The sequence below is a fragment of the Undibacterium sp. GW821-FHT11B02 genome (assembly GCF_058808955.1).
On sequence record NZ_JBXASD010000006.1, the window covers coordinates 271,792 to 288,079 of the forward strand.

Annotated in this window: 13 protein-coding genes; 4 read left to right on the plus strand and 9 right to left on the minus strand. The window is 51.3% G+C overall.

Going from position 1 to position 16,288, the window contains the following annotated elements:
* Positions 1-263: 263 nt before the first annotated feature.
* Both AC1RVX_RS14750 and AC1RVX_RS14755 read right to left on the minus strand, forming a co-directional pair.
* Positions 264-1,649, minus strand: coding sequence for a NarK family nitrate/nitrite MFS transporter (locus AC1RVX_RS14750; protein ID WP_493217346.1), 1,386 nt, complete (start codon positions 1,647-1,649; stop codon positions 264-266).
* Positions 1,650-1,803: 154 nt separating this feature from the next.
* On the minus strand, positions 1,804-3,048 hold the full coding sequence (locus AC1RVX_RS14755; RefSeq protein WP_493217347.1) for an MFS transporter: 1,245 nt from the start codon (positions 3,046-3,048) through the stop codon (positions 1,804-1,806).
* A gap of 402 nt (positions 3,049-3,450) precedes the next feature.
* Here AC1RVX_RS14755 and AC1RVX_RS14760 point away from each other — a divergent pair, with 402 nt between their 5' ends.
* Complete coding sequence (locus tag AC1RVX_RS14760) at positions 3,451-4,425, plus strand: hypothetical protein (RefSeq protein ID WP_493217348.1); 975 nt, start codon at positions 3,451-3,453, stop codon at positions 4,423-4,425.
* Between the two features lie 71 nt (positions 4,426-4,496).
* On the opposite strand, the gene AC1RVX_RS14765 is transcribed toward AC1RVX_RS14760, so the two are convergent.
* The 3 genes from AC1RVX_RS14765 to AC1RVX_RS14775 all read right to left on the minus strand — a co-directional run bounded on the left by AC1RVX_RS14765 (position 4,497) and on the right by AC1RVX_RS14775 (position 7,703).
* Entirely contained in the window at positions 4,497-5,243 is a 747-nt protein-coding gene (locus AC1RVX_RS14765) for a substrate-binding periplasmic protein (protein ID WP_493217349.1), read from the minus strand.
* 237 nt (positions 5,244-5,480) lie between these two features.
* Positions 5,481-6,356, minus strand: coding sequence for a PhaM family polyhydroxyalkanoate granule multifunctional regulatory protein (locus AC1RVX_RS14770; RefSeq protein ID WP_493217350.1), 876 nt, complete (start codon positions 6,354-6,356; stop codon positions 5,481-5,483).
* Positions 6,357-6,401: 45 nt separating this feature from the next.
* Positions 6,402-7,703 (minus strand): branched-chain amino acid ABC transporter substrate-binding protein, encoded by a 1,302-nt coding sequence (locus AC1RVX_RS14775; protein ID WP_493217351.1) that lies wholly within the window; start codon positions 7,701-7,703, stop codon positions 6,402-6,404.
* Between the two features lie 379 nt (positions 7,704-8,082).
* On the opposite strand from AC1RVX_RS14775, the gene AC1RVX_RS14780 reads away from it, so the two are divergent.
* Both AC1RVX_RS14780 and AC1RVX_RS14785 read left to right on the plus strand, forming a co-directional pair.
* Positions 8,083-9,042 carry a DUF3108 domain-containing protein gene (locus AC1RVX_RS14780; RefSeq protein WP_493217352.1) on the plus strand — a complete coding sequence of 320 codons (960 nt, stop codon included), beginning with the start codon at positions 8,083-8,085 and terminating at the stop codon, positions 9,040-9,042.
* 1 nt (position 9,043) lies between these two features.
* Positions 9,044-9,799 (plus strand): DUF3108 domain-containing protein, encoded by a 756-nt coding sequence (locus AC1RVX_RS14785; protein WP_493217353.1) that lies wholly within the window; start codon positions 9,044-9,046, stop codon positions 9,797-9,799.
* Between the two features lie 171 nt (positions 9,800-9,970).
* Here AC1RVX_RS14785 and AC1RVX_RS14790 read toward each other — a convergent pair whose 3' ends face one another.
* The 3 genes from AC1RVX_RS14790 to queC all read right to left on the minus strand — a co-directional run bounded on the left by AC1RVX_RS14790 (position 9,971) and on the right by queC (position 12,995).
* Positions 9,971-11,407: a protein kinase domain-containing protein gene (locus AC1RVX_RS14790; RefSeq protein WP_493217354.1), complete on the minus strand. Its 1,437-nt coding sequence runs from the start codon at positions 11,405-11,407 to the stop codon at positions 9,971-9,973.
* Between the two features lie 49 nt (positions 11,408-11,456).
* Positions 11,457-12,200 carry a metallophosphoesterase family protein gene (locus AC1RVX_RS14795; RefSeq protein ID WP_493217355.1) on the minus strand — a complete coding sequence of 248 codons (744 nt, stop codon included), beginning with the start codon at positions 12,198-12,200 and terminating at the stop codon, positions 11,457-11,459.
* A 63-nt stretch (positions 12,201-12,263) separates the two neighbouring features.
* Entirely contained in the window at positions 12,264-12,995 is a 732-nt protein-coding gene (queC, locus tag AC1RVX_RS14800; RefSeq protein WP_493217356.1) for a 7-cyano-7-deazaguanine synthase QueC, read from the minus strand.
* Positions 12,996-13,176: 181 nt separating this feature from the next.
* On the opposite strand from queC, the gene AC1RVX_RS14805 reads away from it, so the two are divergent.
* The gene (locus tag AC1RVX_RS14805) at positions 13,177-14,460 is read left to right on the plus strand and encodes a lipopolysaccharide biosynthesis protein (protein WP_493217357.1); all 1,284 of its coding nucleotides are present in this window, start codon (positions 13,177-13,179) and stop codon (positions 14,458-14,460) included.
* Here the strand turns inward: AC1RVX_RS14805 and AC1RVX_RS14810 are convergent.
* Positions 14,429-16,279, minus strand: coding sequence for an alpha/beta fold hydrolase (locus tag AC1RVX_RS14810; protein WP_493217358.1), 1,851 nt, complete (start codon positions 16,277-16,279; stop codon positions 14,429-14,431). The two genes, AC1RVX_RS14805 and AC1RVX_RS14810, sit on opposite strands and share 32 nt — an antisense overlap.
* Between the last annotated feature and the right edge of the window lie 9 nt (positions 16,280-16,288).

The following is a 16,288-nucleotide window of genomic DNA, read 5'->3' on the forward strand; positions in this document are numbered from 1 at the left end:
TGTTCTTTATTTACATACTGAGAGTGTAGGGAATCAAAGCTGTCCCGCCCATTCTTCGGTGCGGTGTACCAAGCTGCGCATTCGCACTAGTCCATCTAGTCCTTTAGAACTAGGGCCGGCCTCGTCACAAATTGTGACTATGGCCCGCCCATGCACAGTTTGAATAATGCTGTTTCATTCACGTTTTGTTTTTTCAATAAAAAACCTCACCCTGCGATTGACAGGGTGAGGTTCTTATAGCGACGCTGACGTGTACAAAAATTTCAGCAAGGCATCTCAGCACCTTTGCGTGAGTAATACCACCAGGTGATGGCCATACAACTGACATAAAAGGCAATGAACACATACAGTGCCATGTCAGGAGCACCAGTCATCTTGATGGAAGTACCGAAGCTTTGCGGAATAAAGAAACCACCGTAAGCACCGATAGCGCCGGAAAAACCAAGCACAGCAGCAGATTCTTTGGCAGCATCCAGCCGGGCTTGTTTCAAGGCGGAGTCTCCCTTGCCCTTCGCTGCACGTTCGCGGTCAAGCTGGAAAATAATCGGTATCATGCAAAAGGTCGAGCCGTTTCCCAAACCAGTCAAAATGAACATGACTATAAAGGACACTAAAAACGTCATGAACTGATGCTCGTGCAAGGCTGGCAAAATGCCGACCAGAATTGTGGCAGCCATGACGACGAATACCCAGAATGTCAATCTGGCACCGCCAATTTTGTCAGAGATCATGCCACCAATCGGCCTGGCCAGTGCACCAGCCAAAGGTCCAAGAAAAGCGAATTTCGCGACATCAATTTCTGGAAACTGTGCCTTGATCAGCATCGCAAACCCAGCAGAAAAACCAATGAAAGAACCAAAGGTACCGATATACAACCAGCACATCAGCCAATTGTGTTTGCGTTTGAATATCACCGCCTGATCGGCAAAAGAGGCTTTGGCCGAGGCGATATCATTCATGCCAAACCAGGCCATCAGGGTAGCGACAACGATAAACGGCACCCAGATAAATCCGGCATTCCCCAGCCAGAACATATTGTCTGCACCGGTTTTGGCGTTATGAAACAGGTAGCCGTCACCAGATATCGCAGCACCGAACATGGCAGAAGAAATCACCAGCGGAGTAACGAACTGCACGACCGAGACGCCAAGATTACCAATACCGGCGTTCATGCCAGTGGCATAACCTTTTCGTGATTTTGGAAAAAAGAAACTGATATTCGCCATGCTGGAACTAAAATTCCCACCACCCAAACCGCACAGCAGCGCCAGCACCAGCAATGTGGAATAACTGGTAGTTGGATCTTGCAAGGCAAAGCCCATGCCAATAGCAGGGATCAACAAACTCGCTGTGGAAATCGCTGTCCATTTGCGGCCCCCAAATACAGGCACCAGGAAAGAATAGAAAATCCGCAAGGTCGCGCCAGACAGGGCGGGCAAAGCTGTCAAAAAGAATAGTTGATCCTTGCCGAAATGAAACCCGGCCTTGTCCAGATTAGCCGCAACCACGCTCCATAGCATCCACACTGTAAATGCCAACATCAGACTGGGAATGGATATCCATAAATTTCTATTCGCAATCGAACTGCCTTCCTTGTGCCAGAACTCAAGGTTCTCTGGCTCCCACCGGTTTAATACATGACTCATCATATGCTCCTGGTTTTCAAATCACTTGTAATTACAATTTTCTGTTTAGGACTTACGCAAAATTGTCCCAGCAAGGCGCAGCGACGAAGACAGTACTTTAGTACGCGGCTCCTAGGAGAGGAGTTGCAACGAGCTGGGGCGATTTTTCGTAAGGCCTTCAGGCTGGCATAGCGGCCTGGGCTGCCAACATGCCCTCTCTGCGGAATTGGAAATGCATCCATACCAAAGATACGCAAACCGTGCCGTACAGCAGCATGAAACAAGAACTGCGCACGCCGGTAATATCGACAATGGCACCAAACAAGACTGGCAAGATAAAGCCACCCAGACCGCCAGCCAATCCAACCACACCGGATACAGCACCGATATTGCTGTTGTAGTCATCCGAGATAAATTTGAATACAGATGCTTTACCTACTGCCATGGCAATACCAACGACAAACAGGATGGCAGTGAACATCATTGGGGTGAGACCGATATGGAAAGTCTGCATGCCGTTGATGGTTTTGATCGTGAAATCAGTTTGTGGATAAGACAGCACAAAGAAGGCAACCCAGCATACCCACATGACCCACCATGTCACTTTGTAGGCACCAAATTTGTCGGCCAGCCAGCCACCGAAGGCACGCAGGACGCCGCCAGGTAAAGAGAAGCAAGCAGCCAGCAAGGCAGCGCTCTTGATATCAAAACCGTATTCAGTCACGTAGTACTTGACCATCCACAAACTCAAGCCCACATAGCCTCCAAAAACGACGGAGTAATATTGGCAATAGCGCCAGACTTTAGGGTCTTTCAGCATTTTGAGCTGGGCCAGAAAGCTGATATTTGATTTGACGTTATGACTGGGGTCAGTTGCAGAGAATACCCAGAATATCAATGCAGCAGCCAGCATCATGACAGCATAAACCTTGGGTACCAGAGTCCAGCCTGCGGCTGCAATCAGTGACGGTGCAATGAATTTATTCACCGCTGCACCAGAGTTACCGGCCCCAAATATTCCCATGGCGAGACCTTGCCGCTCTTTCTTGAACCAGCGTGCGACGTAAGGAGTACCAACGGAAAAAGAACCGCCGGCCAGGCCAACAAACAAGCCCAATACCAGAAAATGCCAGTAAGCCGTTGCGTAGCTGATCAGGTAAATCGGCAGGACGGTAGACAACATCAGCAAGAACAAGACAATACGACCACCAAACCGGTCGGTCCAGATACCAAGTGGTACGCGTATCAGCGAACCAGTCAGCACCGGCATTGCCGTCAGCAGGCCAAATTCCGTTTCGTTGAGATGTAATGCGGCTTTGATCGGGATACCAATCACGCCAAACATCATCCAGATGGTGAAACATACAGTGAACGCCAGCGTGCTGGAACCCAGCACCGAATAGGCTTTGCCCTGACTAGCCATGACAGCTCCTTTTACTTTTATAGGTGCTATCAGCTTAAGAACTGCAGGGATATTTTGAAATTCCTCTGACGGAGGTTTTCCGCGACGCAAAAGGAGAAGGCTTATGTCCGAAAGAACTAGTTCTTCCCGCTTTCAATACCCTTCTCCGCAAATCATGCATGCCTATCTCAAGGACAAAGCGAGTCAGAGCAAAGAGTGCAGCTATCAAAGTCAAACAGTCAGCACAAGTCCACTTACACTTTGTTGCGCATTAATATAAAACACGCAATTAATTGATTGACATGGTTTTTACGGTCATGCACCATCATCCGGCCTAATGCAGCAATTGTGCTCTGTCTTCATGCCTGGGGCATGTGGATATGCGGCTTTGTTCATCCACCCTATTCAACTTCATTTGCTTACATGAAAAAATCAACTACCTCCGGCACCATCCGTTTGTTGTCAGCAAGTCTGGCACTGTCTTGTCTGGCAGCACCTGTGCTGGCGGCGGACTATAGTCCTTATCCCAAAGCCGGTATTTATGATGCCAGCGATAAGGGTTTTGAGCGTTTGCTGACGGTAAAACCTGACGGCAAATTCACACTGGAAGTTTCTGAAAAAGGCAAGCCGGGCAATTTGCGCAGCGGAGCCGGGGAAGGTAAATTATCAGATGCGCCTGGCGGATGGAACTTTAGCGAAGGCCGTTGCACAATGACCTTGAAACGCGCTGCCGGTGGCATGCAAATGCATGTAGAGGCATGTGCCGGTTCCTGGGGCGATGTTCCCTTTGATGGTAAATATGCGTACCAGGGTGAGGAAGTTGCTGCCGTTCCTGCCAAACCAGCATTAGTTGCTGCAGCTCCCAAAGCAGCTGCGCCAGCGCCTGCCGCAAGCACTATGCCCGCCCCGGCTGCTGAGCCCGCTGGCGCGGCCACCGCGCCCACCAGCACGATGTCACTGTCGCGCAAGGAATGGAAAGATAAATGGGGCCAGGTTACGGCTGAATTCATCACTGGCCAATTTGTGCAGGTATTGGCACAACGGTCCAATGACACCCCGGCAGGCCCTGGACTTGATCATTATTCAAATGCGGCAGTTATTGTCGATACCATTAACGACTATGAAAAAGCCAGTGCTGTAGAGATGGCAAAACCGCCTTTGAAACAGTACGCACTTCCTTTGCCGGTTGTCACAGCCAAAGAAGGTGTGAAATTTGAAACCGAATGCAGTTATGGCAAATCTGCCATGGCCTTTGTAATCAGTATAGACAGCTATGGAAAAGGGAATATTCTCACCCGCAAGCGTGTCAGTGGCTGGATGCTGGATAGCAAGCTGCAACTGACTGAAGTCAAGCCCGCCAGCAAGATCAAATGCCCACAAACAAGCGCTTTCTATTGAAAGGCCCTTGCAAGCTATCATAAAAATTTGAATTGGACACCTGCAGGTGTCCTTTCATGACAATGTTAGTCTTATCTGTATCTGGCTTCGATCGCAGCTACCGTGCCATCCTGTTCCATGGCTTTCAAGATGCGAGTGAGTTGATTGACCTTGCTCTGCGACATGCTGGCATGGCATGCCAGATACATTTCTACCTGATGAAAATCGAACAGGGGAATAATGTCATTACTGAGTTTTTGTTCCTTCAGTATGGCAATGCCAAGCAGCCGTCCGGTTGCCCAGAAATCAAAACGTTCATACAAAAGCTTGCGCGGGTTATCTGCGTCTACGTTCGCCAGTTCTGAACGAAAACCTTTCAAAGCCAGGAAATCACCGACTGCCGCATTGCGATAGGCACCGATAACATAGGGTTTTAACTGTTCTAGCGACTTGGGTTGGCGCGTATCGTTGGCACGGGCAAAAATGGTCCAGATATTTTTTTTGATCAGCGGCCCTATCCATTTGAATTTGGATTCACGCTCTGCTGTTCTGGTGGTTGAAAAAATACAGGTATTGGAGTCGCTGCGCGCCATTTGCAAAGCTCGCGACCATGGATAGGCGCTGATGGTATAAGGTGTGTCTGACCGGCGCATGATCTCACGAACTTTTTCGGTGGATATCCCCGTCACTTCAGCGGTGTTGGGTTTGACAAAATTATAGGGAGGATAGTGCTCGGTCACCAGATTCAATACTTGACCAGATGTGCGTCCCCTGGATTGGGATAGTGCCGGATAAGAACACACCATACAGACAAACACGAGCAACAATCCACGACGCATGCCTACTCCCGGTTATCCCAGCGCATTTGAATAAAATTTGTATCATCAATAGGGCTTAGGCAAAATCGTCCCGGCAAGGTTATCGCTTTTCGGAAACCAAGCTTGCAAGGGAGCTTAGTTACATAGGCAGGCAACATGCTGCCTGAAGCCCTGACTGCACCGCAGCGCCGAAATTTGCCGGCCAAGCATCAAACCCCTATGCCAGTTGCCTGCCCCATATTCGTCACTATTTGATCACTACTTCCCGGAAGTAGTTCCGGCAGCTTTGGTGGCCGGTTTGCCTGCCGCTTTTGCAGCAGGCTTGCTACCCTTGACACCGGCCTTTGCCGCTGTCTTCATGCTTGCCGCGCTTTTTGTCTTGCTGGCGGCAGTTACCTTGGCCGGCTTACCTGATGTTGCAGTTTTTGGTTTGTTCGTCTTGGCTGGCGATTTTGCCTTAGGTGCTGCAGACCCGGAGGCCTGGCCGTCATCTGCCGTGATATCTGGCTGTTCACCCTCCATGGCTTTGCTGACAGCTTGTTTAAACTGTTCCTGCAATAATCCCCACCAGGCGGCAGGATTGACGAATTGGGCACTGGCATCGGATTGATTTGCAGATTTTTCCGCAGTTTTTTCTTCTTCCTGGCTAATTATGGGCTCCGCCGTTTCTGGCGGCATGTCGTCAATCGATTCATCAACTTCTTCGTCTGGATCCGGTTCTGGCTCTTTGGCAGTTGCAGGATGCATGGGCCAGTCAGCATTGCTATTGCTTGCCGTAGCGCTTGCTTGTCCTGCGCTGCCCGCAGCACTGAAATTTGCCGTGGCCTGCTCGGCCATGGCACTGGCTTGCTGCGCATGCTGGGCAAAACTTTCGCCCAGCGATTGCAAGGCGGCGATAGTGGCACGCTGTACTTCCAGCGCCTGTATCGTTCCGCGCAGCATATTCATGTTGACGGTGAGCCAGGATTCCACAGTCTTCAAGTCCTGAATTTTCTTATCCAGCTCATCGAGCGACATCGGCGGTGCCACCATCCCCGGTACCTGCATGCTGCCCCAGAGTTTTTTGACAAAGGAAAGGGTGTCACCCATGGCATTCATGCCGGGGATTTCAGTACCAGAAAACGGATTACTCATGGGTTTCTTCCTTTAATTTTTCCAGCAGACAAAAAATACACGTAATTACATCTTAGTCATCTTGCATGAGGTCGGCAAGGCCGTCAATCGCGCATCGAAATAACGCTCGGTCTTGAAACCGTAACCACTGCCTTCATTATCGAAACGCACGCCATTCTCACCCTTTTTTTGCATGACGGATACATACAAAGGCTGTATCAATTGATGATCTTCAGCACGCATGAGGGCATTGTGGAAGGCATTCTTGTACTGTGCGCCTTCCAAAGCGTGCGCCACCGCAGCAGCTTCGGTGGATTTGGCTTTTTCTATGGCGCTGGCCAGCATCTCTATCATGACTTGCATACGCAGGTGTACATAGTCATCACGGGGATCAGGATAACGCTGGCGGAACAGGCTGTAGAACGCATCGCTGTCACTGCCACCAGCATTCGGATGCCATTCGGCAACAGCCCTGACCCGACCTATACCAGCATCCGCAATAGCTGCGGGCGCACCCAGGCCGTTGCCGTAAAAGGTGTAAAACTTCAGTGCCATGCCAGCGTCTTTGGCGGCTTTTACCAACAGGCTGAGATCATTGCCCCAGTTGCCGGTAATCACTGCATCGGCACCGCTGGCTTTGATCTTGGCGACATAGGGGGCAAAATCCTTGATCTTGCCTATGGGGTGCAGATCGTCACCAACGATAGTGATATCCGGGCGTTTTTCCGCCAGCATGCTGCGCGCCGACCTGGCAACCTGGCGACCAAAGCTGTAATCCTGCCCTATCAGATAGATTTTCTTGGCACGGCTGTCGTCTTTGATGACCTCGGTCAAGACATGCATGCGCATGTCGGCATTGGCATCAAAACGAAAATGCCAGTAACTGCATTTTTCATTGGTCAGCACCGGGTCCACGGCGGAATAGTTAAAAAACAAGACCCTGTTATCCGGCGTGCGCTGATTATGCTTGTTGATGGCATCTACCAGCGCCAGGGCAACCGCAGAACTATTACCCTGTACCACAAAGGGAATATGCTGATCGGTCAGGTGTTTAAGCGCAGTCAGGGATTCTTCCACACCCTGTTTATTGTCAAAACTGCTCAATGTCAGTTTGTGCTGGCCATCCGACAGACGCACTCCACCACGTGCATTCACACGGTCGATAGCGATTTGCAGGTTTCTTTGCACCGCTTCGCCAGCATTACCAAATGCACCACTGAGGCCATCTATCATGCCTATGCGTACCGGCGGCAAAGCCTTATCAGCCGCAATTGCTTGCACGGGAAGGCATGCCACGACCAATGTGACAGACAACAACAGGTCGGCGAACTGGGCCGGTCTTTTATAAGATTTCTTTAATATGAACATTCAAATTCCTTCCAGAACACTTCTGCACAGCCATGCCTGAAGCCGAGATTCCTTACCAGGCCGCAGGCATGAGAAAATGCGACGCATTCTGCACCACACTATTAACAGTTTCTTGCAATAAAGATAGCATTCTACCCTTTAGCTGACTTGGCCCGGTCATCCATCTGATGACTGCTGCGTTTACAACTTTGTGATGAACCCAACTTTCAAACCTGCAAACTATAGCCTGCTCAGTTGCTTGCTCAGTTGCTTACCAAACGGTCAAGGCCTGGCATTTTGCGCCCTGGCTCTGCTGTTGCACTTGCTTGTGCTGTTCAATTTGAGCAATGTGTCAGTAGCTGATAAGTCCTTGACCAGTGAGCAAACAGTGCGGGTAAGCTTGCGTGAAAGTACAATTTCTCCACCAGAACTAATTTCAACATCCATTACACCTGTAGTTACCAGGGCCAGGCCCGTTGCAGGTACGGCAAGCACACACACCGCCTCGCTATGGAAAGCGCAGAACCCGCCCGGCCTGGCCGTGCCAAAGATAATGGAAAAAACCAGTGTGCCCGATACCGTGGCGCTACTGGCGGCAAACACGCCCCCCATAGAGGTCGCAGCCAAGGAATCTCAGCCAGCCACCGCAAACCCTGCCACAGATGGCGAACCGGCGTATCCGGTACGGCTACCACCTTCCGGTATCATCATGATGCGTATCGTCCGTACGGAAAACAATCGCCATCCCGTCAATGGCCAGGGTGAGATACATTGGAACTTTGAAAATGGGCAATACAGTATGCGTGTCGAAGCGTCACTGAATTTGTTGATTACTTCACTTAATCTGTACACCTTGCACAGTGAGGGTAAGCAGGATAACTATGGTATTGCCCCTCTGCTCAGCACTGAAACCAGACGCAGCCGCAGTGAAACGGCAACACATTTTAATCATGATGAGCGTAGTGTCAGTTTTTCTTCATCGAATAAAACCAGTGCCGTCAACAATGGTGTGCAGGACAAAGCCAGTATCATGATGCAGTTGGCTGGTATCGCCTATGCTGATCCAGAAAAATTCCAGGCCGGGCGAGAAATCATTCTGCAAGTTGCGGAAGACCGAGATGTCAGCAGTTTTCTTTTCGTCGTCACCGGCAAGGAAGAAATTGACACGCCTATGGGGAAAATCACAACCTGGCATGTGAACCGCCCGCCACGACCTGGCTCATACAATTCCAGGCTTGAGATCTGGCTGGCACCTGACTACTACTGGTATCCGGTACAAATACGTAATACAGAAAGTAATGGCGCTGTCACGATCCAGACTGCCAACAAGATAATCAGCGGTAACAATACAGAAAGATAAAATGCGCACAATCTCCATCCTGATGGCCAGCTTGTTGCTGGCAACAACCAGTCTGAGCACCGCAGCCCAAGGCAATCAAAGCAGTGAAACGGCAGTAAAACATGCCTATAAATTGCCGCCGCCAGCAGAATTGCAATACAGTATCAAGGCGCGCCAGAGTGGCTTGTCATTAAGTGGATCGGCTTCAGTCAAATGGCAGTACGCCGATCAAAAATACAGCATCCTGACCGAGACCCGTGCCATGATAGTGGGCAAGATACTGGATGCCAGCAGCCAGGGAGCCATCGACGATTACGGCCTGGCACCGGACAAGTTTGTCGAAAAGCGTTTTGGCAAACCCGCCACTACGTCCAGCTTTGATCGGGATAGCAAGACCCTGAGTTTTACGGCTTCGGGCGAAACCTATAAGCTGAAAGGTGGCGAACAAGACCGCACCAGCGCCAGCTGGCAACTGATCTCCATCGCCCGCGCAGCCGGCGACAATTTCAAAGCTGGCACAGAATGGAAAATGTTCGTTGCAGGAAGGCGTGATGCCGATCCCTGGACCTTCAAGGTCATCGGGCCAGCCACCATCAAAACGCCAATGGGTGACATGGCCGTAATCCACGTCAGCAAGGCACCACCACCTGATTCTAAAGACCAGCAACTTGAATTATGGCTTGCACCGGGCTTGGAATGGTATCCAGTACGCCTGAAATTCAGTGATGTCGACGGTGATTTTGTGGATCAGGTTCTGGAAAGCGTGAAGAAGAACTAAGAACCTGTTCACGATCTTACTGCGCGGGCGCAATCAGAGACCACGCGGGGCTCATGCGCTGCTCAAAATGCTCATGTACTAGAGTACATTCCGCTTTTTGCGCTGCTCTTCTCCCCGCTGACGCCCGCTCGCTACAGATCGTGAACAGGTTCTAAGCCTCGCATCTCCACTTCATTTGTCCTGTACCTTGACTACGGTGACCGTGCATTCTGCTTCAGCTACCACTTGCGCCGATACACTGCCCAAATAGCGGCGCAAGGCAGAACTGCCGCGTGAACCGATGATGACGTGATCAACCCGGTTACTGTGGGCATAATCGACGATGGCGGCAGCCGGGTCCGGCGCCTCCAGTACATGAAATGTGATTTTATCCGGGTTCAAACTTAATGGGCGCGCCCAATGTTTTAAATCCACCAGTTGTTTTACATGGATGTTTTCACCCTGCTGTATCAGGCTGTCGTCCATCCCTATGCGGCTGATCTTGCGTATCGTCAGGCAAGCCAGGCGCGCGCCTGGTTCGGTCTGCAACATGCGTCGGGTGATATTGCGCAGGCTCTCTGCCAGCGCTTCCGACCCGTGATTCAAGTCCAGGGCCACGACGATGATAGGTGCCTTGGCCAACTGTTCCGACACGCTGTGGGTAGGCAAAGGCTCGGCACCAGCTATCTGGAAGCGTCGTTTCAACACCGACAAATAACCATCCTGACTTTGTTTTTCTGCCCTGCCCGTCAATTGTATCTGGTCTGGATGTTGCAATAAAAAAGCCAACTGTGCAGCGGTGTCGAAGCGCGCCTGCGGGTCTACCTCAAGGCAACGCAAAATGACTTCCTGTAACCACAAAGGCAGGTCTGCCCTGTGGCTGCGCGGTGGTATGGGGTCACGATACAGCCGTTTTTTCAAACCAGAGACTGAAGTCGGATGACCAAAAGGTCTTTCACCGGTAGCCAGGTGATATAGCAACACGCCTAGCGAAAACAGATCGCTGCGCGGTTCATTGCGCACACCCATGACCTGCTCGGGCGATATGTAAGGACCGGTTCCCATAGGCAGCCGGAATTCTTCATCCAGCAAATCCGGCAAGCGGTCATGTCGCGACAGGCCAAAATCGATCAGCACTGCCGTGCCATCCGGACGAAACATGATGTTGCTGGGCTTGATATCAAGATGAATCACATGCTGTTTATGCAGGTCTTGCAGCGCATGCGCTACCTTGATACCGACATCCACCACCTCTTCCACCGGCAAAGGTGCCTGCTCGAAACGACTGCGCAAAGAAGTGCCAGCGATCTGTTCCATGACAATATACGGCTGTGCATCAAAATCACCTGCACCGATGTACCGTGGCACATGCTTGCCCTTTAGCTTGGGCATGATCATCTGTTCGACTTCAAAAGCGACGATAGCCGTGGGATCATCGCTGGAATACAGCAAGGGTACTTTCATGATCAATGGAAACGCTTGATCCGTATCTGACGTTGCCGGATGTCGTTCGCGCAAATCGGTAACGCGCCACAACGCTGCCATACCACCCGTGTGCAATTTTTCTTCGAGGCGATAGCCATCGAATTCCATACCGGCTTGCAAGGCGTGCGGACTACCTACACTCATCGTGCCCGCTTTCGTTTGATAATGATTTGCATGCTGTCACTCTGTTTTCTTAGTTACCGTGGATCAGCCGGTGACCCAGAGCAGGTGGCAAGCCAGCGCTGATGATTTTCTGGCAGGCGGTTTCTGTGTCATAGGGGATACGGTAATACGTCAGTTCCTGAGTATCTGTATCGAAAGTTGCATAACAGGCCGCGGGGTTACCATCACGTGGCTGGCCAGCAGAACCAGGAATCACCAGCCAGCGTCGCTGCTTGCTTAAAGGAATGCCCTGCTCCGGCGTCGGCATAAACTCACCGGTCTTGCCGGTCAGGCTCAGATGAAACAGTGTGGGCATGTGCACATGCCCACAAAACGTAATACTGGCCTTGGTTGCATGCATACTGCGGGTAGCCTCCATGACGCCATCAATGTATTCCCATTTTTCCGGTGCCCAGGCATTTGCATGCACAAACAGGATGTCTTCCCATTCAATGCGGTAAGGCAACTGGGTGATGAATTCCAGCTGATCGGGACGCAATTGTTCTTTGGTCCAGTCCACCACCTTGCGCGCAGTTGGATTCATGCCCTGCTTGTCGCCCAGCAACAAACCAGCGTCATGGTTGCCTATCAGCGCCCAGGCTCCCTGACGGACATGTTCCATCACCGTATCCAGCACCCAGCCGGGGTCAGCACCATAGCCGACCAAATCCCCCAGAAAGGCGTAGCGTGTTGCCTTTTGCTGTTGGGCATGCGCCAGGCAAGCCTCTACAGCTTCGCGATTGGCGTGCAGGTCGGTCAGAATAGCAATCAACATGGGTATTCATTCATTGAATCAAGACTTCATTGTAGACCCACTAACTAACTTCAGGCTTACAAATCAATTTTCGCCCATGGCAAACTCGCCGGCACGGTACTTTTCATAGCCGCGTGCGCGCAATGCACAGGCCGGGCAGGTGCCACAACCATGACCCCAGGGATGCATTTCGCCACGCTGCCCCAGGTAACAGGTATGCGTATCTTCACGTATCAGGTCGACCAGGGCCGATCCACCCAGTTGTTCTGCTAATTGCCAGGTCTGGGCCTTGTTAATCCACATCAGCGGGGTTTCCAGCTTGAGCCGGGTATTCATACCCAGATTAAGAGCAACCTGCAGGGCTTTCATGGTGTCGTCACGGCAATCCGGGTAACCCGAAAAATCGGTCTCGCACATGCCACCGACCAGCACATTCAAACTACGCCGGTAAGCCAGCGTAGCTGCGGTCAGCATAAACATCAAATTACGGCCAGGTACAAAGGTATTTGGCAAACCGTTGTCCTGCATTTCTATGGCGATGTCTTCTGTCATGGCGGTATGCGACAGCTGTGAGATCAGGCCAAGATCTATCATATGATCTTCGCCCAGGCGGCTTTGCCACTCGGGTGAAAATTGCCGCATTTTTTCTATGAGTGTGGGGCGTACCGTCAGTTCTATGGCATGCCTTTGTCCATAATCAAAGCCTATGGTTTCGACATGCGCATAACGTGACAGGGCCCAAGCCAGGCAGGTGGCAGAATCCTGACCGCCGCTAAACAGAACCAGGGCACGGTCATTGGTGGTTATTTTATTCATAGTTCGTCGAAAAATTAGGTAAAGCCATTGTAAAAGAATGAAACACTTTGTATAACAACAGCCCTTGATGGTAAGGTTCTGTTGAAAAATATAGTACGCTTATAGTTGCTTTAAAAACTCATGTTATGAGTTCTGGCCGCCCAATCCGCATAATAAGCCAACGCGCCTCTCGTGCAAGCCCATGAGCTTTTATAAAAAATTTCTGTCTTCTTCCATTTTATCGGTCATCGATCAGGGCATGCTCAGTGCCCTGAATTTTGTCATTGGCATTTTGCTCATGAATCTGGTGACAAAAGATGACTATGGCCTATATGGCCAATTGTACGCCGGTGGTTTGCTGGTGGGGTTGATCGTGGATTCCTGGATAGCTGGTCCACTGACCACGGTGGCCTCTTCGGTCCATGGCGACACCCGCAAATCCCTGTTGCGCCATTACTGGTACCGGCAAGTCAGCTGGACACTGGTGATGGGCGCATTGGCCTTTGTCATCGTTGAATTTTTTCCTGCCGCAACGCACTACAGCAACAAAAACTGGGTATTGGCCATCGCTTTTGCCGCCTATCTGTTCGGCAACGGCATACGTGAATATGGGCGTACCGTCGGTTTTATCCAGTCAGACATTGTCTCTGTCTTGCGACAGGATGGCTTATACGTCAGCCTGGTTGCTGGTGGCCTTGCTGCCCTGTATTTCAGCCATCATTTTGATCTGATCACGGTATTTGGCTTGCTGGCGAGTTCATCCTTTCTGTGTACGCTGGCCAGCCGCCAGCATTTCCTGACCCAGACATCAAGCGATGCCGAAGCCCACGCCAAAGAAGAAATCCAGCAAGCCATGGTTGCCCACCATGAAACCATACGTGGGCATGGACGCTGGGCAGTATCAGGCGGCATCGTCGGCTGGTTATCGAATTACAGTTATGTATATCTGTCAGGTGCCTGGCTGGGTGTTGCAGCGATTGCCGACCTGAATGCATCACGGCTAATGCTGATGCCGATTCCGCTGGCGGTCGCGGCCTGGTCGCGCGTAGCACGCCCGGAAGCCAGTCGCCTGATGGCGGAAAGTAACTGGCGTGGCTTGCGCAGACTGACGCTGTTTTCCATCGCTGGCATAGAGTTGGTGGTTGTTGCCTATGTCGCATTGCTGTTGATGGCACTGCCATGGCTGGAAGGCCACGTCATCAGTGCGAAATACAGCGGGCTTGATCCCATGGTCATGCTGTGGGGAGGCTATTTCGCCATCAATGCAGCACGCTGGGTGGGAACGTCATGGTTGTCCAGTGGCGGCGCTTACAAGGAAATGTTTTTCCTCGGCAGTGTCACACTGGTCCTGGTATTGCTGATCACCGCGTTCAGCATTCCCAGAATGGGTGCACCCGGGGCGATCCTGGCCCTGATCGTGGTCGAGGTTTTTGAACTGGTCGTAGTATGGCGTTTTATTTTGCCGCGTTTGCAGAAGCAACGTTAAAACGCTTGTACAAGTGTTTGCTGATTAGCTCTGCCAGCGCGCCCTGCGCCCAGCGCGGGGTAAAAGTGTGATCTGCACCATTGAAGATTTCCAGACGTATGCGTTCACTACGCCCCAATAAACTGGCATGTCTGCCCAACTGCTCTGTCATCACGTCAACAGCAGTATCACTCGCTTCATAGATCAACAAAAGTTCAGTACCACGTGCTTCCATATTTCTGAAATTGCGTGCGACCCGCCCCAGCAATAAATTATTGTGCGTCAGACTTGTAATCAGTAACTGCCATTGGGTGCGCAAGCGCTTGCCTATGCGGCGCAACATATTGCCAGCTATCTGACGTAAACCTACTTGCCCTTTGAATACACGTTTCCAGGTATCGGCTTTGGCTATCGCATGCAGGTAATAATGGCTGGATTTGATGGTGTTTTTACGGCGTGCATCGATGGTATCGCCATCCTGCCAGCGATAAGTGAGCTGGTTCATCAGGACCAGGCCACTGACCCGTTCATCATTCAGGGCAGCCATATACGACAGGTAAGCGCCCGAGCAAAGGCCAGCCAGCACAAATGAAGGGCTGTGGTATTTGCCCTGCATGAAATACATGGCACTGCTGACATCATCCACACCCGAGGCAGCATGCACATCGTTTTCCCTGTCATCCGGCGTCATTTTGCTATAGCCTATGCCAGACTTGTCAAAACGCAGTACATGAAAACCATGACTGGCCAGGGTACGCGCCAGTGTCACATACAAACGATGATTGCCGACATGGTGATTGGCACCAATGTTGCACAAAATAACGGCAGGTAATGTCTTTGGATCTGCACCAGTCTGATGGCTGACGATGCCAAACATGCCTTCAAATTCAAGCAATTCTTCTGTTATGACTTGGCCATTAAATCCTATGTCAGCAACATCGCAGGTAGGTGGATAAGCACTACTGTCAATACTTACCAGCGGGAAGTAGCGAGCCAGCCAGCTTTGCATGGATTCCCATATCGCCACCGGTACCACGGTATCATGCGCGTCTTCAGTCATCATGGCGGCATAGCCGGGCAAATCGGATAAATACAGGGCGTGATCGTGGTGATGCCAGACATTCGCCAGTTTTTCTTCCGGGCCGCTGATATCGTCACGGGCCTGGATAAATACGGGCATGGCTGGCACGGGCATCTTCAACAGATCCAGCTTACCCAGGCTGCTGCGGGTGGTGGCGCTAAATTCATAGCCGGTCAGTTCATCATCAGTGACTGTATGCGTCGGATCAAGCGGCTGATCCAGATCGACATTGGTCTGCAAGCTACTCATGCTACTCATATTACGTAAGACCAGCATTTCACGCGCATAAGTGCGACCAGAAATCACTGGTGCCATCAAGAGCATGGCCTTGGCGTCAATATCCTGAGCCACACTGGCCGCCAGCAAGCCGCCCAGGCGCAGGCCAAACAGGGCGATGTGCCGCACGCCCGCCATTTGTCGCAATTGCGCCGCAGCCTGGCGAATATTTTCTTGCCACAAACTGATTCTGTCGGTACCGGCATCGACATCGGCAGCATCACCAGTATTACCATAATCAAAAAAGAAGACATCAAACCCAGCCCTCGCTAACTGGTTCGCCAGGTGTTTGTAGGCCAGATACGACACCATATACTCATGGCCAAACGGCGGACACAAGACCACACCACACTGGCGACTGCCACCGGCATCACGCAATTTTGCCGGATGATACCAGCCCAGCATGGGACTAGCCTCATCACCAAACCAGGTAGCCTGGGGTGAATACAGAATGTCTTTGCTCGGATACAGTTGCGTTGCCAAATCTAGTCC